General features: G+C 57.5%; 16 protein-coding genes and 2 tRNA genes. 16 read left to right on the top strand and 2 right to left on the bottom strand.

The genetic code is table 11. The annotated features are described in order from the left end of the window. Nucleotides 1-7: 7 nt before the first annotated feature. A complete protein-coding gene (gene dacB, locus ACSBQV_RS15610) occupies nucleotides 8-1,441 on the bottom strand; it encodes a serine-type D-Ala-D-Ala carboxypeptidase (RefSeq protein WP_025159591.1) in 1,434 nt (477 codons plus the stop codon). Between the two features lie 256 nt (nucleotides 1,442-1,697). Here dacB and greA point away from each other — a divergent pair, with 256 nt between their 5' ends. Next, the gene (greA, locus tag ACSBQV_RS15605) at nucleotides 1,698-2,174 is read left to right on the top strand and encodes a transcription elongation factor GreA (RefSeq protein WP_004933539.1); all 477 of its coding nucleotides are present in this window, start codon (nucleotides 1,698-1,700) and stop codon (nucleotides 2,172-2,174) included. A 112-nt stretch (nucleotides 2,175-2,286) separates the two neighbouring features. Here the strand turns inward: greA and yhbY are convergent, their stop codons facing one another. Then, entirely contained in the window at nucleotides 2,287-2,580 is a 294-nt protein-coding gene (gene yhbY / locus ACSBQV_RS15600) for a ribosome assembly RNA-binding protein YhbY (protein WP_004933536.1), read from the bottom strand. A gap of 143 nt (nucleotides 2,581-2,723) precedes the next feature. Between yhbY and rlmE the strand changes: the two genes are divergently transcribed. The 15 genes from rlmE (at nucleotide 2,724) to nlpI (ending at nucleotide 18,582) form a co-directional block, all read left to right on the top strand. Continuing rightward, complete coding sequence (gene rlmE / locus ACSBQV_RS15595) at nucleotides 2,724-3,353, top strand: 23S rRNA (uridine(2552)-2'-O)-methyltransferase RlmE (RefSeq protein WP_004933533.1); 630 nt, start codon at nucleotides 2,724-2,726, stop codon at nucleotides 3,351-3,353. Between the two features lie 56 nt (nucleotides 3,354-3,409). After that, on the top strand, nucleotides 3,410-5,341 hold the full coding sequence (ftsH, locus tag ACSBQV_RS15590; RefSeq protein WP_004933529.1) for an ATP-dependent zinc metalloprotease FtsH: 1,932 nt from the start codon (nucleotides 3,410-3,412) through the stop codon (nucleotides 5,339-5,341). 92 nt (nucleotides 5,342-5,433) lie between these two features. Next, nucleotides 5,434-6,270: a dihydropteroate synthase gene (gene folP / locus ACSBQV_RS15585; RefSeq protein WP_033651477.1), complete on the top strand. Its 837-nt coding sequence runs from the start codon at nucleotides 5,434-5,436 to the stop codon at nucleotides 6,268-6,270. A 4-nt stretch (nucleotides 6,271-6,274) separates the two neighbouring features. Next, nucleotides 6,275-7,612: a phosphoglucosamine mutase gene (glmM, locus tag ACSBQV_RS15580; protein ID WP_033651476.1), complete on the top strand. Its 1,338-nt coding sequence runs from the start codon at nucleotides 6,275-6,277 to the stop codon at nucleotides 7,610-7,612. A 220-nt stretch (nucleotides 7,613-7,832) separates the two neighbouring features. Further along, nucleotides 7,833-8,168: a preprotein translocase subunit SecG gene (gene secG / locus ACSBQV_RS15575; protein WP_004933519.1), complete on the top strand. Its 336-nt coding sequence runs from the start codon at nucleotides 7,833-7,835 to the stop codon at nucleotides 8,166-8,168. Nucleotides 8,169-8,238: 70 nt separating this feature from the next. Further along, nucleotides 8,239-8,325 (top strand) — tRNA-Leu (locus ACSBQV_RS15570). Between the two features lie 60 nt (nucleotides 8,326-8,385). Continuing rightward, nucleotides 8,386-8,462 (top strand) — tRNA-Met (locus ACSBQV_RS15565). 217 nt (nucleotides 8,463-8,679) lie between these two features. Further along, on the top strand, nucleotides 8,680-9,132 hold the full coding sequence (gene rimP, locus ACSBQV_RS15560; protein WP_033644179.1) for a ribosome maturation factor RimP: 453 nt from the start codon (nucleotides 8,680-8,682) through the stop codon (nucleotides 9,130-9,132). Nucleotides 9,133-9,153: 21 nt separating this feature from the next. Then, a complete protein-coding gene (gene nusA / locus ACSBQV_RS15555) occupies nucleotides 9,154-10,662 on the top strand; it encodes a transcription termination factor NusA (protein ID WP_004933514.1) in 1,509 nt (502 codons plus the stop codon). Between the two features lie 23 nt (nucleotides 10,663-10,685). Then, nucleotides 10,686-13,376, top strand: a complete 2,691-nt coding sequence (infB, locus tag ACSBQV_RS15550; protein ID WP_019453339.1) for a translation initiation factor IF-2 — start codon at nucleotides 10,686-10,688, stop codon at nucleotides 13,374-13,376. A gap of 70 nt (nucleotides 13,377-13,446) precedes the next feature. Next, nucleotides 13,447-13,857, top strand: a complete 411-nt coding sequence (gene rbfA / locus ACSBQV_RS15545; RefSeq protein WP_004933508.1) for a 30S ribosome-binding factor RbfA — start codon at nucleotides 13,447-13,449, stop codon at nucleotides 13,855-13,857. Beyond that, entirely contained in the window at nucleotides 13,857-14,801 is a 945-nt protein-coding gene (truB, locus tag ACSBQV_RS15540; RefSeq protein ID WP_033641660.1) for a tRNA pseudouridine(55) synthase TruB, read from the top strand. Before rbfA ends, truB begins: the two co-directional genes overlap by 1 nt. 124 nt (nucleotides 14,802-14,925) lie before the next feature. Next, nucleotides 14,926-15,195 carry a 30S ribosomal protein S15 gene (gene rpsO / locus ACSBQV_RS15535; RefSeq protein ID WP_004933502.1) on the top strand — a complete coding sequence of 90 codons (270 nt, stop codon included), beginning with the start codon at nucleotides 14,926-14,928 and terminating at the stop codon, nucleotides 15,193-15,195. A 256-nt stretch (nucleotides 15,196-15,451) separates the two neighbouring features. Beyond that, on the top strand, nucleotides 15,452-17,569 hold the full coding sequence (gene pnp, locus ACSBQV_RS15530) for a polyribonucleotide nucleotidyltransferase (RefSeq protein WP_016929321.1): 2,118 nt from the start codon (nucleotides 15,452-15,454) through the stop codon (nucleotides 17,567-17,569). A 128-nt stretch (nucleotides 17,570-17,697) separates the two neighbouring features. Beyond that, on the top strand, nucleotides 17,698-18,582 hold the full coding sequence (gene nlpI / locus ACSBQV_RS15525) for a lipoprotein NlpI (RefSeq protein ID WP_004933495.1): 885 nt from the start codon (nucleotides 17,698-17,700) through the stop codon (nucleotides 18,580-18,582). Nucleotides 18,583-18,660 lie beyond the last annotated feature (78 nt).

The raw sequence follows: 18,660 nt of genomic DNA, 5'->3' as shown, positions 1-18,660 counted from the left end.
ACGATCCTCAGTTGTTTTGGTAAATATCCCGATACAGGCGGCTTTCGAAGCGCACCAGCGGCGCGCGGCGCTGTTTCTGATCTTCCGGCGGCACGGCGTAGCCGGAGAGATACTGCACGAAGGCCATGCGCTGGCCGCTGGCGGTCGTGATGAAGCCCGCCAGGTTGTAGACGCCCTGCAGCGCGCCGGTCTTGGCCGACACCTTGCCGTCGACGCCGGCTTCATGCAGGCCGCCGCGGTAGCGCAGGGTGCCGTCATAGCCGGACAGCGGCAGCATCGAGATAAAGTTCAGCTCGTTGTCGTGCTGCGCGATGTACTGCAGCGCTTGCATCATGGTCGCCGGGGCCAGCAGGTTGTGGCGCGACAGGCCGGAACCGTCGGCGATGATGGTATTGCCCAGATCGATACCGGCCTTTTGGCGCAGCACCTGGCGCACCGCATCGGAGCCCGCTCGCCAGGTGCCCGGCACGCCGAAGCGCTCATGGCCGATGGTGCGGAAGACGGTATCGGCAATCATGTTGTCCGACTTCTTCAGCATGATCTTCAACAGATCGTGCAGCGGTGCCGACTGGGTTTGCGCGATCACCGTGCCGGTAATGCCGGGACGCGTCTGGCGTTTCAAATGCCCGTCGATCTGGATGCCGGCCTGCGTCAGCTCGTCTTTCAAGATGGCGCCCGCATAGCTGGCGCCGTCCTGGATGGCGAAGGCCAGCGGCAACGGCTCGCTGCGCTGCGTCAGGCAGCCGGTCAGGGTAAAGCGGTTCAGCTCGCCCGGCACCACGTCCAGCTCGCAGTACTGCGCGTCTGCCGAGCCGCGCGCCAGGGTGCGCACCTGGCTAAACATATTAACCGGATAATAGGAGGCGACGCGGATAAACGCCATGTCGCCCGGATTCGGCGCGCTGTACAGCGAGACCGAGAAACAGTTGCGATCGACGATGGCGGCGGCCGGCGGCGCGCTGAAGCACTGCGTCAGATCGTTCCACGGCCAACCGGGCGCTTTGTCATGGCTGGCGAAGACCGAGGTATCGACCAGCACATCGCCGCTGATTTGGCGCACGCCTTGCTTTTTCAGGACGGCCACCATATTGCGCAGGCTCTGGCGTTTGAAGGTCGGATCGCCGCTGAAGCGAGCGATCAGGTTGCCGCGCAGCACGCCGTCGCGGATATCGCCCTGGCTCTCCAGCGTGGTGGTGAAACGGTAATCGGGCCCGAGTTGCAGCAATGCCGCCAGCGCCGTCAGCACTTTTTGGGTACTGGCCGGCAGCGCCATTTGCTGAGAGTGGTAATCGATCGTCGGCGAGCCGGCGCCGATCTTCTGAACGACCAGGGCAAGGTTGGCCCCATCAGGCAGATATTGTGTGTACTCTTCAACCGGGGCCGCATTCGCATTCAGAACAAATGCGCAAGCCAATGCACTGACAATTCGTGAAAAACGCATAATCTCGGGATAACAGCTGGATAACGTGCCGTCATACTACGGTGCAATCAGGGAAAAAGTAAACGATGACCCTCAAGGAACTCTAGGCTAAAATGCGTATCAAAATGCAAAACCGATCTTGGCTTGGGCTCCGTTCCGAGTCAGGTTTCTTTTGTTTGTCGCCTGGAGGCGGGGGGCGGTATGCCAACCGTGTTTTCATACGAATACGTCAGGATGACGGTTATTTGAACAGGAAAGATTTAGAGGTATTTATACGATGAACCAAATTCCGATGACCTTGTTTGGCGCTGAAAAACTGCGCGAAGAGCTCGAATATCTGAAAAGCGTGCGCCGCCCGAAAATCATTGCGGATATCGCTGAAGCGCGTGAACACGGCGACTTGAAAGAAAATGCCGAGTATCATGCCGCCCGCGAACAGCAGGGTTTCTGTGAAGGCCGCATTCAGGAAATCGAAGCCAAGCTGTCCAATGCTCAGGTGATCGACATCACCAAGATGCCGAACACCGGTCGGGTGATCTTCGGCGCCACCGTATCGGTGATGAATCTGGACAGCGAAGAAGAAGTGACTTACCGCATCGTTGGCGACGATGAGGCCGATTTCAAGAAAAATCTGATTTCGGTAAACTCGCCGATGGCGCGCGGCCTGATCGGCAAAGAGCAAGACGATGTGGTGGTGATCAAAACCCCAGGCGGCGACGTGGAATACGAGATCCTGAAGGTCGAGTATCTCTGATCGCGACCGTTGGTCATTAATGCACCAACGTTTTGTAAAGATAGGAAAAAGGCCGCAAGCGGCCTTTTATCTTGGTCAGGCGCATGGCACCTTTTCGTTAACCTGATGGTTATTAACGCGGTAGACTGATCTTGCGCTCTTTCGACGGGCGGTAAAGAATAAGCGTACTGCCGATAACTTGCACATTGCAGGCGCCCGTTTCACGCACGATAGCGTCGGCGATCAGGGTCTTGGTTTCGCGATCTTCAGCGGCGATTTTTACCTTGATCAGCTCATGATGCTCCAGAGCCTGTTCAATTTCAGCCAGCACCCCTTCGGTAAGACCGTTATTGCCCAGCATCACCACCGGTTTTAACGGATGCGCCAGGCCTTTCAGGTGCTGTTTTTGTTTATTATTCAGATTCATTGTCTTTTTTGCTTAAGTTGGGATTGAAAACGGTACATTCTACCGCCATCTCATGTATATCACCAAATCGGTCTTCACCGGTGTGAGTCTACGTGAGCAGCGACCCTGACATAAGACTCTTTTTATGATAGTTGGAAAACGAGATGGCTAATAAAAAGCGTTCGGCTAGCTCCAGTCGCTGGTTACAAGAACACTTTAGCGATAAATATGTACAGCAGGCGCAGAAAAAGGGACTGCGTTCCCGTGCCTGGTTTAAACTTGATGAAATACAGCAGAGCGACAAACTGTTCAAACCGGGCATGACCGTGGTTGATCTGGGCGCCGCACCGGGCGGCTGGTCGCAGTATGTGGTCACCCAAATCGGCGGTACCGGGCGCATCATCGCCTGTGATATTTTGCCAATGGATCCTATCGTTGGCGTCGATTTCCTTCAGGGCGATTTTCGTGATGAACTGGTGCTGAAGGCACTGTTGGAACGAGTAGGCGAGAGTAAGGTTCAGGTGGTCATGTCCGATATGGCCCCGAATATGAGTGGCACCCCGGCGGTCGATATTCCAAGGTCGATGTATCTGGTGGAGTTGGCGCTGGATATGTGTCGTGATGTCCTCGCACCAGGCGGAAGTTTCCTGGTGAAGGTGTTCCAGGGAGATGGCTTTGACGAGTACCTACGGGAAATTCGCTCCCTGTTTACGAAGGTTAAGATTCGTAAGCCAGACGCTTCCCGCGCCCGTTCGCGCGAAGTGTACATTGTAGCGACAGGGCGCAAACTGTAGTACCCTAACGCTGTTTGTTAACACAGTTGTAAGATGAGGTTAATCCCTTGAGTGACATGGCGAAAAACCTAATTCTCTGGTTAGTCATCGCGGTAGTGTTGATGTCTGTATTCCAGAGCTTTGGGCCCAGCGAGTCGAATGGCCGTAGGGTGGATTACTCTACCTTCATGTCCGAACTGACCCAGGACCAGGTTCGCGAAGCGCGAATCAACGGACGTGAAATTAACGTTACCAAGAAAGACAGTAACAAATACACGACCTACATCCCTGTCAACGATCCTAAGTTGCTGGATACGTTGTTAACGAAGAATGTGAAAGTTGTCGGCGAGCCGCCTGAAGAGCCGAGCCTGCTGGCTTCTATCTTTATCTCTTGGTTCCCGATGCTGTTGCTGATCGGGGTCTGGATCTTCTTTATGCGGCAAATGCAGGGCGGCGGCGGCAAGGGCGCGATGTCCTTCGGCAAGAGCAAGGCCCGCATGCTGACGGAAGACCAGATCAAGACCACTTTCGCCGATGTCGCCGGGTGTGACGAAGCGAAAGAAGAGGTGAGCGAACTGGTGGAATACCTGCGCGAACCGAGCCGTTTCCAGAAGCTGGGCGGCAAGATCCCGAAAGGCGTGCTGATGGTTGGCCCGCCGGGGACCGGTAAAACGCTGTTGGCGAAAGCGATCGCCGGCGAAGCGAAGGTACCGTTCTTCACCATTTCCGGTTCCGACTTCGTCGAAATGTTCGTCGGCGTGGGTGCATCCCGCGTGCGCGACATGTTCGAACAAGCGAAGAAAGCCGCGCCGTGCATCATCTTCATCGATGAAATCGACGCCGTCGGTCGCCAGCGTGGCGCCGGCCTGGGTGGCGGTCACGATGAGCGCGAGCAGACCCTGAACCAGATGCTGGTTGAGATGGACGGTTTCGAAGGCAACGAGGGCATCATCGTCATCGCGGCGACCAACCGTCCGGACGTGCTTGACCCCGCGCTGCTGCGCCCGGGCCGTTTCGACCGTCAGGTCGTGGTCGGGCTGCCGGATGTGCGCGGCCGTGAGCAGATCCTGAAGGTGCACATGCGCCGCGTGCCGTTGGCGGCCGACATCGACGCCTCCGTCATTGCGCGCGGTACGCCGGGCTTCTCCGGTGCCGACCTGGCCAACCTGGTCAACGAAGCGGCGCTGTTCGCCGCCCGCGGCAACAAGCGCGTGGTGTCGATGGTGGAGTTCGAGAAAGCCAAAGACAAGATCATGATGGGTGCGGAACGTCGCTCCATGGTGATGACTGAAGCGCAGAAAGAGTCGACCGCGTATCACGAAGCGGGCCACGCCATCATCGGCCGCCTGGTTCCTGAACACGATCCGGTGCACAAGGTCACCATTATTCCTCGTGGCCGTGCGCTTGGCGTGACCTTCTTCCTGCCGGAAGGGGATGCGATCAGCGCCAGCCGTCAGAAGCTGGAGAGCCAAATCTCCACCCTGTACGGCGGTCGTCTGGCGGAAGAGATCATCTACGGGCCGGAAAAAGTGTCTACCGGTGCGTCGAACGATATCAAAGTGGCGACCTCCATCGCCCGCAACATGGTGACCCAATGGGGCTTCTCCGAGAAGCTGGGGCCGCTGCTGTATGCGGAAGAAGAGGGCGAAGTGTTCCTGGGCCGTTCCGTGGCCAAGGCGAAGCACATGTCGGATGAAACCGCGCGTATCATCGACCAGGAAGTGAAGTCGCTGATCGAACGCAACTACACGCGTGCTCGCTCGCTGCTGATGGAAAACATGGACATCCTGCACTCGATGAAGGATGCGTTGATGAAGTATGAAACCATTGATGCGCCGCAGATCGACGATCTGATGAACCGCAAAGACGTGCGTCCGCCGGCGGGCTGGGACGATGCGAACAAAGGCAACAGCTCCGACAACGGCGGCACCCCAAAAGCCCCGACGCCGGTAGATGAGCCGCGCACCCCAACGCCGGGCAACACCATGTCCGAACAGCTCGACAAGTAACAGCGGCTGTGTAATAACATCAAACCCCGGCATGCCGGGGTTTTTTTTTGCCCGGCGGGCAGTGAACCAGGCAACAGTAAGGTGGACCAACCATGCAGTTAACCGTGCGCGACATGACGCTCAATCTCTCCCATCCGCAGGTGATGGGCATCCTCAACGTGACGCCGGATTCGTTTTCCGACGGCGGCCGCCACAACACCCTGAACCAGGCGCTGGTGCATGCGCATGCGCTGATTTCGGCCGGCGCCACGATGATTGATATCGGCGGCGAATCGACAAGGCCGGGGGCGGCGGAAGTGAGCGAAGAGGAGGAGCTTGAGCGGGTCGTGCCGGTGGTAGAAGCGCTGGCGCAGCGCTTTGAAGTCTTTATCTCGGTCGATACCTCGAAAGCGGGTGTGATCCGCGAATCGGCGCACGCCGGCGCACACTTGATCAACGACATCCGTTCGCTGCAGGAGCCGGGCGCCCTGGCGGCGGCGGCGGAAAGCGGTTTGCCGGTCTGCCTGATGCACATGCAGGGGCAGCCGCGCACCATGCAGCAGGCGCCGCACTACGACGATCTGATCGCCGACGTTCAGACGTTTTTCGAGCACCATATCCGGCGCTGTAACGAGGCGGGGATAACAAATCAGAAATTGCTGCTCGACCCAGGCTTCGGTTTCGGTAAAAATTTGTCGCACAACTATCAGCTTCTGGCCCGGTTGTCGGAATTTCATCGTTTCGGTTTGCCGCTGTTGGTCGGCATGTCGCGCAAATCGATGATTGGACAACTGCTGAACGTGCCGCCGGATCAACGGGTTATCGGCAGCGTGGCCTGCGCGGTGATCGCGGCGATGCAGGGTGCGCAGATTGTCAGAGTGCATGACGTTAAAGAAACCGTCGAGGCGATGCGTGTCGTCGAGGCAACACTTTCAGCTAAGGGACAGTAGAGACATGAGCGAGCGCAAATATTTTGGCACCGACGGCATCCGTGGCAAGGTCGGGGACAGCCCCATCACGCCTGACTTCGTGCTGAAGCTGGGCTGGGCGGCCGGTAAAGTGCTGGCGCGTCACGGTTCCCGCAAGATCATCATCGGTAAGGATACGCGCATCTCCGGATATATGCTGGAGTCCGCTCTGGAAGCCGGCCTGGCGGCCGCCGGATTGTCCGCCTCCTTCACCGGGCCGATGCCCACGCCGGCGGTGGCCTACCTGACGCGCACCTTCCGCGCGGAAGCGGGCATTGTCATCTCCGCTTCGCACAACCCGTTCTATGACAACGGCATCAAGTTCTTCTCGATCGACGGCGCCAAATTGCCGGACAACGTCGAAGAGGCGATCGAAGCCGAGATGGAAAAACCGCTGACCTGCGTGGAGTCCGCCGAGCTGGGTAAAGCCAGCCGTATCATCGACGCCGCCGGCCGCTATATCGAATTCTGCAAAGGCACTTTCCCGAGCGAGCTGAGCCTGAAGGGGCTGAAAATCGTGGTTGACTGCGCCAACGGCGCGACTTACCACATCGCGCCGAGCGTGCTGCGCGAGCTGGGCGCCACGGTGATCGCCATCGGCGTTGAGCCGGACGGGATGAACATCAACGAAAAATGCGGCGCTACCGATGTGCGTCAGCTGCAAGAGCGCGTACTGAAGGAAAAAGCGCACGTCGGCCTGGCGTTCGACGGCGACGGCGATCGCGTGATGATGGTGGACCATTTGGGCAACAAGGTGGATGGCGATCAGATCCTGTACATCATCGCGCGTGAAGGCCTGCGTCAAGGCCAGCTGCGCGGCGGCGCGGTCGGCACCCTGATGAGCAACATGGGGCTGGAGCTGGCGCTGAAGCAGCTGGGCATTCCGTTCGCTCGCGCCAAAGTGGGCGACCGCTACGTGCTGGAGAAGCTGCAGGAGTTGGGCTGGCGCATCGGCGCGGAAAACTCCGGCCATGTGATCCTGCTGGACAAAACCACCACCGGCGACGGCATCGTGGCCGGGCTGCAGGTGCTGACCGCCATGGTGCGCAACCACATGAGCCTGCATGACCTGTGCAGCGGCATGAAGCTGCTGCCGCAGATCCTGGTCAACGTGCGCTTCGCCGGCGAGCACAACCCGCTGGAGTCCGACGCGGTGCGCAAAGTCACCGAGCAGGTGGAGGCCGAGCTGGCCGGCCGCGGCCGGGTGCTGCTGCGCAAATCGGGCACCGAGCCGCTGATCCGCGTGATGGTGGAAGGCGAAGACGAGCAGCAGGTGACCGCGCTGGCGCATCGCATCGCCGACGCGGTGAAATCCGCAGGTTAAAACAGACAGTTAGCCGCCGGGCTTGGCATCGCTGAGCCCGAACAGGCGATTGTTGGCGTTTTTTTCCGCAAACGCGCCGGCGGCTGCAAATTGCCCTTGCGCGGGTTGGCGGCTTTGGTTAGTATTCACACCCGCTTCAGTAGGCAGTTTATAAAAACGCCTGCTTGATGAGTGTGAAGCATTTGGCATGCGGTAAGGCCGCAAGGATACGGGTACTACTATGTACGAAGCTCTTCTGGTAATTTTCCTGCTGATCTCAATCGGGCTGGTTGCTCTGATTATGTTGCAGCAAGGTAAAGGCGCTGATATGGGAGCCTCTTTCGGAGCAGGTGCATCAGGCACATTGTTCGGTTCGAGTGGTTCCGGTAACTTTATGACCCGCATGACTGCTGTGCTGGCGACGCTGTTCTTCGTCATCAGCCTGATTCTGGGCAACCTCAGCAGCAACCAGAGCAAGAAAGGCAGCGAGTGGGAAAACCTGGGTCAGCCAGTGAAAACTGAGCAGACGACCGCGCCGGCGGCACCAGCCAAGCCGAGCAGCGATATCCCGCAGTAAGCCGTAACAAAGTTTGAAAACGGTGGTTGTGAACTCGAAAGAACAACGGCCGTTAGCAGTAAGAATCAGTACCGAGGTGGTGGAATTGGTAGACACGCTACCTTGAGGTGGTAGTGCCCTAACGGGCTTGTGGGTTCGAGTCCCATCCTCGGTACCAAATCCCAGAGATAACTTGCAATTTTGCGATTATCGGCGTAGTATTTGCCACGTTTTCGGACGCGGGGTGGAGCAGCCTGGTAGCTCGTCGGGCTCATAACCCGAAGGTCGTCGGTTCAAATCCGGCCCCCGCAACCACTTTCCTTTAAGTGTTTATTTTCAAATACACTTTTCGATTGAAACCCGCTTTTCTCGATCAACATTTGAAAATGACACTTGCTCGAAAGTTGTACCGAGGCCGCCTAGCGGCAAACAGGGTCCAGTTGCATAAAGCCCCGATTTTTCGGGGTTTTTTGTTATTTGGCAACAGAATCACTGGGCTATTTAGCCCTTTTTTTATGTCTTGGGGGTGGGCTTGTCCACATTAGAGCAAAAGTTAACAGAGATGCTTTCGGCACCGGTAGAAGCGTTGGGCTTTGAGCTTGTAGGCATCGAATTCATTCGTGCGCGCCAATCGACGCTCCGCATCTATATTGATAGTGATAACGGCATCAATGTTGATGATTGCGCTGATGTCAGCCACCAGGTCAGCGCTGTATTGGACGTCGAAGATCCAATCACGGTCGCTTACAACTTGGAAGTCTCCTCTCCTGGCCTTGATCGCCCGATGTTCACCGCAGAACACTATACGCGTTACCTCGGTGAAGAAGTCAGCCTGGTCCTGCGCATGGCGGTACAGAACCGTCGCAAGTGGCAGGGTATTATCAAGTCTGTCGAAGGCGAGATGATCACGGTTACTGTGGAAGGGAAAGATGAAGTGTTCGCGCTGAGCAACATCCAGAAAGCGAACCTGGTACCCCACTTTTAAAGTTTGGAAGAGGCAACTAGGATGAACAAAGAGATTCTGGCTGTTGTTGAAGCAGTTTCCAATGAAAAATCCCTTCCGCGCGAGAAGATTTTCGAAGCGCTGGAAACTGCATTAGCCACCGCAACCAAGAAAAAATACGAGCAGGAAATCGACGTGCGCGTCAGCATTGACCGCAGAACCGGCGATTTCGATACCTTCCGCCGTTGGGTCGCCGTAGACGAAGTGACTCAGCCGACGCGTGAAATCACGCTGGAAGCCGCTCAGTTTGAAGATCCGAGCATCGAGCTCGGCGGATACGTCGAAGATCAGATCGAATCCGTGACCTTCGACCGCATCACCACCCAAACCGCCAAGCAGGTTATCGTGCAGAAAGTGCGCGAGGCCGAGCGCGCGATGGTGGTCGACGCTTTCCGTGAACACGAAGGTGAGATCGTCACCGGCGTGGTGAAGAAAGTGAACCGTGACAGCATCGCGCTGGATCTGGGCAACAACGCCGAAGCGGTCATTGGCCGTGAAGACATGCTGCCGCGCGAAAACTTCCGTCCGGGCGACCGCATTCGCGGCGTATTGTATGCCGTACGTCCCGAAGCTCGCGGCGCGCAGCTGTTCGTCAGCCGTTCCAGCCCGGAAATGCTGAAAGAGCTGTTCCGCATCGAAGTGCCGGAAATCGGCGAAGAAGTGATCGAGATTAAAGCGGCAGCCCGCGATCCAGGCTCCCGTGCGAAAATTGCAGTGAAAACCAACGACAAGCGCATCGACCCGGTCGGCGCCTGCGTAGGTATGCGCGGTGCGCGCGTTCAGGCCGTGTCGAGCGAGCTCGGCGGCGAACGCATCGATATCATCCTGTGGGATGATAACCCAGCGCAATTCGTCATCAACGCCATGGCGCCGGCCGACGTCGCGTCGATCGTGGTAGACGAAGATAACTGCACCATGGATATCGCCGTTGAAGCCAGCAACCTGGCGCAGGCGATCGGCCGTAACGGCCAAAACGTGCGTTTGGCTTCCCAGCTGCTGAAACAACACCGCGGCGACGATCGTTGGGAACTGAACGTGATGACGGCGGACGACCTGCAGGCCAAGCACCAGGCCGAGGCTCATGCCGCTATTGATACCTTCACCAAGTATCTTGATATCGACGAAGATTTCGCCACCGTACTGGTTGAAGAAGGCTTCTCCACGCTGGAAGAGCTGGCCTACGTGCCGATCAAAGAGCTGTTGGAAATCGACGGTCTGGATGAAGATACGGTTGAAGCATTGCGCGAACGCGCCAAAGCTGCATTGACCACGCTGGCCCTGGCACAAGAAGAAAGCCTGGGCGACAACAAACCGGCCGACGATTTGCTCAACCTGCCGGGTCTTGAGCGCAGCATGGCCTTTAAACTGGCCGCGCGTGGGGTTTGTACGCTGGAAGATCTTGCCGAGCAGGGTGTTGACGATCTGGCTGATATTGAAGGGCTTAGCGATGAGCAAGCCGGCGAGCTGATCATGGCTGCACGCAATATCTGTTGGTTTGGCGACAACGCGTAATAACTGTAGCAGGAAGGAACAGCATGACGACAGATGTAACCGTAAAATCGCTGGCAGCAGAGATTCAGACTCCGGTTGATCGCCTGGTACAGCAGTTTGCTGATGCAGGGATCAACAAGTCCGAGTCGGACTCTGTTACCCAGCAAGAAAAAGAAACATTACTGGCGCACCTGAACCGTGAACACGGCAGCGCGCCGGGTAAACTCACTTTGCAGCGCAAAACGCGCAGCACCTTGAATATCCCGAGCACCGGCGGTAAAAGTAAATCGGTGCAAATTGAGGTCCGCAAGAAACGCACTTATGTAAATCGCGATACGCAGGAAGCCCAGTTGGCTGAAGCGGCAGAGCAGGCACAGCGTGAAGCGGAAGAGCAGGCACGGCGCGAAGCGGAAGAGCTCGCAAAACGCGAAGCGGAAGCGAAGCGCGCAGCCGAAGAGCAAGCCAAACGTGAGGCCGCGGAGATTGCTAAGCGTAATTCAGCGGAAAAAGAAAAAGTGACCAATCAACATACCGACGAAATGACCAAGCCAGCTCAGGCGGAAAAAGCACGCCGTGAAGCCGAAGCCGCTGAACTGAAACGTAAAGCGGAAGAGGAAGTGCGCCGCAAGGTTGAAGAGGAAGCCAAGCGCGTGGCGGAAGAAGCCCGTCGCATGGCCGAAGAGAACGGCGAGAAGTGGGCCCAGGCCGACGCGGCTAGCGCTGCGGTTGAAAGCGCCGACTATCACGTGACCACCTCTCAGCACGCCCGTGCCGCTGAAGACGAAAACGACGCCAAAGTTGAAGGCGATCGTCGCAGCCGCACCCGCGGCGGCAAAGCCACCAAGCAGAAGAAAGGCAACAAGCTGTCCGAATCCAAAGCGGATCGTGAAGAAGCGCGTGCCGTTACCCGTGGCGGCAAAGGCGGCAAACGCAAGCCTAGCGCTCTGCAGCAGGGCTTCAACAAGCCGGCGCAGGTGGTTAACCGTGACGTGGTGATCGGTGAAACCATCACCGTGGCCGAGCTGGCCAACAAGATGGCGGTCAAAGGTTCTCAGGTCATCAAAGTGATGATGAAACTGGGCGCCATGGCCACCATCAACCAGGTTATCGACCAGGAAACCGCACAGCTGGTTGCCGAAGAGATGGGCCACAAAGTTATCCTGCGTCGTGAAAACGAGCTGGAAGAAGCGCTGATGAGCGACCGTGATACGGGCGCTGCGGCCGAGCCGCGCGCGCCGGTCGTGACCATCATGGGCCACGTTGACCACGGTAAAACCTCTCTGTTGGACTACATCCGCTCCACCAAAGTGGCGGCGGGCGAAGCCGGCGGCATTACCCAGCACATCGGTGCCTACCACGTAGAAACCGAGAATGGCATGATCACCTTCCTGGACACCCCGGGCCACGCCGCGTTTACCTCGATGCGTGCTCGCGGTGCTCAGGCGACTGACATCGTGGTTCTGGTGGTGGCGGCCGACGACGGCGTGATGCCACAAACCATCGAAGCTATCCAGCACGCGAAAGCGGCGCAGGTGCCATTGGTGGTTGCGGTGAACAAAATCGACAAACCGGAAGCCGATCCGGACCGCGTTAAGCAGGAACTGTCTCAGTACGGCGTTATGCCGGAAGAGTGGGGCGGCGAAGCGCAGTTCGTTCACGTGTCCGCGAAAGCCGGTACCGGTATTGACGAGCTGCTGCAGGCCATCCTGCTGCAGGCCGAAGTGCTGGAGCTGAAAGCGGTTCGCAGCGGCATGGCGAGCGGCGTAGTGATCGAGTCCTTCCTGGATAAAGGCCGTGGCCCGGTTGCTACCGTGCTGGTTCAGGAAGGTACGCTGAACAAGGGCGACATCGTCCTGTGCGGCTTCGAATACGGCCGTGTGCGTGCGATGCGCGACGAGCTGGGTCGTGAAGTGACCTCCGCCGGTCCGTCTATCCCTGTGGAAATCCTGGGTCTGTCCAGCGTGCCTGCAGCGGGTGACGAAGCGACCGTGGTGCGTGACGAGAAGAAAGCGCGTGAAGTGGCGCTGTACCGTCAGGGCAAGTTCCGCGAAGTCAAACTGGCGCGTCAGCAGAAGTCCAAGCTGGAAAACATGTTCGCCAACATGACCGACGGCGAAGTGTCCGAGCTGAACATCGTGCTGAAATCCGACGTACAGGGTTCTTGCGAAGCGATCAGCGATTCGTTGCTGAAACTCTCCACCGACGAAGTGAAGGTGAAGATTGTCGGCTCCGGCGTAGGTGGGATCACCGAAACCGACGCGACGCTGGCTGCGGCTTCCAACGCCATCATCCTGGGCTTCAACGTGCGTGCCGACGCTTCTGCGCGCCGCGTAATCGAAGCGGAAAGCCTGGATCTGCGTTACTACTCCGTGATCTATAACCTGATCGACGAAGTGAAGCAGGCGATGAGCGGTATGCTGGCGCCGGAATACAAGCAGCAGATCATCGGCCTGGCCGAAGTGCGCGACGTGTTCAAATCGCCTAAGTTCGGCGCTATCGCCGGCTGTATGGTTACCGAAGGGACCATCAAGCGTCACAACCCAATCCGCGTACTGCGCGACAACGTGGTTATCTATGAAGGCGAGCTGGAATCCCTGCGTCGCTTCAAAGATGACGTTAACGAAGTCCGTAACGGCATGGAATGTGGTATCGGCGTTAAGAACTATAACGACGTGCGCGTCGGCGACATGATCGAAGTGTTCGAAATCATTGAGATCCAACGCACCATCGCTTAACGATTGCACATCTGCTTATATCTGTTTACGGGGGGCCTTTGTGCCCCCCGATTTGTCTGGAGAATCCAAAATGGCAAAAGAATTCAGCCGCGGTCAACGCGTGGCGCAAGAGATGCAGAAAGAGATTGCGATCATTCTGCAGCGTGAAGTGAAAGATCCGCGCGTCGGCATGGCGACCGTTTCCGGCGTGGAAGTGTCCCGCGACCTGGCGTATGCCAAGGTTTACGTCACCTTCCTGAACGTGCTGACCGAGAACCACGATCCGGATCTGGTCACCAACGGCATCAAAGCGTTGCAGGACGCTTCCGGCTATATCCGCACCCTGCTGGGCAAAGCGATGCGCCTGCGCGTGGTGCCGGAGCTGACCTTCGCTTACGACAACTCCCTGGTGGAAGGCATGCGCATGTCCAACCTGGTGACCAACGTGGTGAAGAACGACGCAGAGCGCCGTTCCGCCTCAGGCGATGACAAGGAGGATTAATGAGTCGCCCTCGTCGCCGCGGCCGTGACATCCACGGCGTGCTGTTGCTGGACAAGCCGCAGGGGTTGTCGTCCAACGATGCGCTGCAAAAAGTAAAACGTCTGTACAACGCCAACCGAGCGGGCCATACCGGCGCGCTCGATCCGTTGGCGACCGGCATGTTGCCTATCTGCCTGGGCGAAGCGACCAAGTTTTCGCAATACCTGCTCGATTCCGACAAGCGCTATCGGGTGATCGCCAAGCTGGGGCAGCGTACCGATACCTCCGACGCCGACGGGCAGATCGTGCAGGAACGCCCGGTGAACTTCACCCAGGCGCAGCTCGACGCGGCGCTGGACACCTTCCGCGGCGACATCCAGCAGGTGCCGTCGATGTATTCGGCGTTGAAATACCAGGGCAAGAAACTCTACGAGTATGCGCGCCAGGGCATCGAAGTACCGCGCGAAGCGCGGAGCATCACGGTGTACGAGCTGCAGTTTATCCGCTGGGAAGGGGATGAACTCGAGCTGGAGATCCACTGCTCGAAAGGCACCTACATCCGCACCATCACCGACGATCTCGGCGAGCTGCTGGGCTGCGGCGCGCACGTGATCTATCTGCGCCGCCTGCAGGTGGCGACTTATCCCATCGCGCGCATGGTGACGCTGGAACAGCTGAACGCCTTGGTGGCGCAGGCGCAGGAACAAGCGATCGCGCCCGGCGAGCTGCTCGATCCGCTGCTGATGCCGATGGACAGCCCGGTTGAGAACTATCCGGAAGTGAATTTGCTGCCGGTGGTGGCGGGTTACGTCAAGCAGGGGCAACCGGTGCAAGTGGCCGGCGCGCCGGCATCCGGCCTGGTGCGCATCACCGAGGGTGAAGAGCGGAAATTCATCGGCGTTGGCGACATCGCCGAGGATGGTCGCGTGGCGCCGCGCCGCCTGGTGGTTGAGCATTTCGACTGACGGCGGGGCACTGCGTCGCCTTGCGATCGCACTGCGCTAAGAGTAGAATGGCGCAGCTTATGCATTGGGTTGCTGAATTAGAGATCGGCGCCTGTTTTTATTATCTATAATCTGGAGTATTACAATGTCTCTAAGTGTTGAAGCTAAAGCTCAAATCGTAGCTGATTTCGGTCGTGGTACTAACGACAGCGGTTCTACCGAAGTTCAGGTTGCCCTGCTGACTGCGCAGATCAACCATCTGCAAGGCCACTTCTCCGAGCACAAAAAAGATCACCACAGCCGTCGTGGTCTGCTGCGTATGGTTTCTCAGCGTCGTAAGCTGCTGGACTACCTGAAGCGTAAAGATGTAGCACGTTACACCAGCCTGATCGAGCGTCTGGGTCTGCGTCGCTAATCTAGCAAGTTTCAGTGGAAAGGGGCCTATTTTGGCCCCTTTCTTCTAGGAAGCATAAGCAAATCAGGTTAATGTATTACTGATGTTTCCAAACAGGTTCTTCCGTTACAGAGGTTCGCGCGGCTAATGAGAGGCTTTATCTCCCGCCTGAGATAAGGATTGTCATTAGTCGCGAGGATGTAGTGAGAAGGCAAATCGAGTCACAGGCGTGTCGAGTCGTCAATACGATTGCGCGCCGCTAATCAAGGATATAATTTTGCTGACACCGATCATTCGCAAATTCCAGTATGGCCAGCATACCGTCACCATTGAAACCGGTATGATGGCTCGTCAGGCCACCGCCGCCGTTATGGTGAGCATGGATGACACCGCCGTATTCGTTACCGTCGTTGGCCAGAAAAAAGCCAAGCCGGGCCAGAGCTTCTTCCCGCTGACCGTGAACTACCAAGAGCGTACCTACGCCGCCGGCCGCATCCCGGGCAGCTTCTTCCGTCGCGAAGGCCGTCCGAGCGAAGGCGAGACCCTGACGTCCCGTCTGATCGACCGTCCGATCCGTCCCCTGTTCCCGGACAGCTTCCTGAACGAAGTTCAGGTGATCGCGACCGTGGTTTCCGTTAACCCGCAGGTGAACCCGGACATCGTTGCGATGATCGGCGCCTCTGCCGCCCTGAGCCTGTCCGGTATTCCGTTCAACGGCCCAATCGGCGCCGCGCGCGTAGGTTACATCAACGATCAGTACGTACTGAACCCAACGACCGACGAACTGAAAGAAAGCCGTCTGGATCTGGTGGTTGCCGGTACCGCTGGCGCGGTGCTGATGGTGGAATCCGAAGCTGACGTGCTGAGCGAAGATCAGATGCTGGGCGCCGTGGTGTTCGGCCACGACCAGCAGCAAGTGGTTATCGAAAACATCAACGCGCTGGTTGCCGAAGCCGGCAAGCCGAAGTGGGATTGGCAGGCGCCTGCGGTCAACGAAGCGCTGCACGCGCGCGTGGCTGAACTGGCCGAAGCTCGCCTGGGCGACGCTTACCACATTACCGAAAAACAAGAGCGTTACGCTCAGGTTGACGCGATCAAAGACAGCGTGGTTGAAACCCTGCTGGCGCAGGACGAAACGCTGGACGCCGGCGAAATCCAGGACATCCTGGGCACCGTCGAGAAGAACGTGGTGCGCAGCCGCGTACTGCGTGGCGAGCCGCGTATCGACGGCCGTGAAAAAGACATGATCCGTGGCCTGGACGTGCGCACCGGCGTACTGCCGCGCACCCACGGTTCCGCGCTGTTCACCCGTGGCGAAACTCAGGCGCTGGTTACCGCGACCCTGGGCACCGCGCGCGACGCACAGAACCTGGACGAGCTGATGGGCGAGAAGACCGACAGCTTCCTGTTCCACTACAATTTCCCTCCGTACTCCGTAGGCGAAACCGGCATGGTCGGTTCTCCTAAGCGTCGTGAAATCGGTCACGGTCGCCTGGCGAAACGCGGCGTATTGGCTATGATGCCTAAACCGGAAGATTTCCCGTACACGGTTCGCGTGGTGTCTGAAATCACCGAATCCAACGGTTCTTCTTCCATGGCTTCCGTGTGCGGCGCGTCTCTGGCGCTGATGGACGCCGGTGTGCCAATCAAGGCTGCCGTTGCGGGTATCGCGATGGGCCTGGTGAAAGAAGCCGACAACTATGTGGTTCTGTCCGACATTCTGGGTGACGAAGATCACCTGGGCGACATGGACTTCAAAGTGGCCGGTAGCCGCGACGGTATCACCGCGCTGCAGATGGACATCAAAATCGAAGGCATCACCCGCGAAATCATGCAGGTGGCTCTGAACCAGGCCAAGGGCGCGCGTCTGCACATCCTGGGCGTAATGGAACAGGCTATCAGCACTCCGCGCGGCGATATCTCCGAATTCGCACCGCGTATTCATACTATCCGCATCAACCCGGATAAAATCAAAGACGTGATCGGTAAGGGCGGTTCCGTTATCCGCGCGCTGACCGAAGAGACTGGCACTACCATCGAAATTGAAGATGATGGTACAGTTAAAATCGCTGCGACCGACGGTGAGAAAGCGAAATTCGCTATCCGTCGCATCGAAGAGATCACGGCAGAGATCGAAGTGGGCCGTATCTACCAGGGTAAAGTGACCCGTATCGTTGATTTCGGCGCATTCGTCGCTATCGGCGGTGGTAAAGAAGGCCTGGTGCACATTTCTCAGATCGCCGACAAGCGCGTTGAGAAAGTGACCGACTATCTGCAGATGGGTCAGGAAGTGCCGGTTAAGGTACTGGAAGTTGACCGTCAGGGCCGCGTGCGTCTGAGCATCAAAGAAGCGATGGCGCCGGAAGCAGGTTCACCTGCGCCTGAAGCAGAATAACTGTATAGATAGTTTTACAGCTCCCCGCCACGGGGTTGGGAGCTGTTCGTATCGCGCGGGTAGGATGCCCGCGTTTTAGCAAACGGAGGACAGGACGTTCATCCAATGTTTGTCTTCGGGAGTGGGAAATGAAGCCTTTCTTGCGCTGGTGTTACGTTGCGACAGCACTCATGCTGGCAGGATGCAGCAACCATGATTGGCGTAAAGACGAAGTTTTGGCAATCCCGTTGCAGCCTACGTTGCAGCAGGAAGTGATCCTGGCGCGCATGGAACAAATTCTTGCCAGCCGGGCACTGACGGATGACGAACGCGCACAGCTTTTATATGAGCGCGGTGTGCTGTATGATAGCCTCGGGTTACGTGCATTAGCGCGCAATGATTTCTCGCAGGCGCTGGCGATACGTCCCGACATGCCGGAAGTTTTCAACTACCTGGGCATTTACTTAACGCAGGCAGGCAATTTTGATGCTGCCTATGAAGCGTTTGATTCTGTACTAGAGCTTGATCCAACTTACAATTACGCGCGTTTAAACCGGGGCATCGCACTGTACTATGGCGGCCGCTTCCCGTTGGCGCAGGATGATCTGCAGGCGTTTTATCAAGACGACCCAAACGATCCCTTCCGTTCGTTATGGCTGTATCTGGTGGAGCGAGAAATCGATCCCAAGAAGGCCGAGGTAGCGCTTCAGCAGCGCTATGACAAAGCGGACAGAGGGCAATGGGGATGGAATATTGTCGAATTCTACCTGGGCAAGATCAGCGAAAAAACGCTGATGGAACGCCTCAAGGCAGATGCAACGGATAACACTTCGCTCGCTGAGCATCTCAGTGAAACTGACTTCTATTTGGGTAAACACTACCTGAGTCTGGGGGACAAGGACACCGCTTCGGCGCTGTTCAAACTGACGGTGTCTAACAACGTTCACAACTTCGTTGAGCACCGCTATGCATTGTTGGAATTGGCGCTTTTGGGCCAAGAGCAAGACGACCTATCGGAATCGGACCAGCAATAGCTGACGAACACCTATCAGCCTGATGAACATTGGTTTTTAACCAAAGTTATCGCCTTAACGGGCGAGGGCTTTTTTGTT

This window comes from Serratia sp. B501, from assembly GCF_051172315.1.
GTDB classification, from domain to species: domain Bacteria; phylum Pseudomonadota; class Gammaproteobacteria; order Enterobacterales; family Enterobacteriaceae; genus Serratia; species Serratia ureilytica.
Note: the sequence above shows the minus strand (reverse complement) of the source record. Positions and strands in the feature narration are given on the sequence as shown.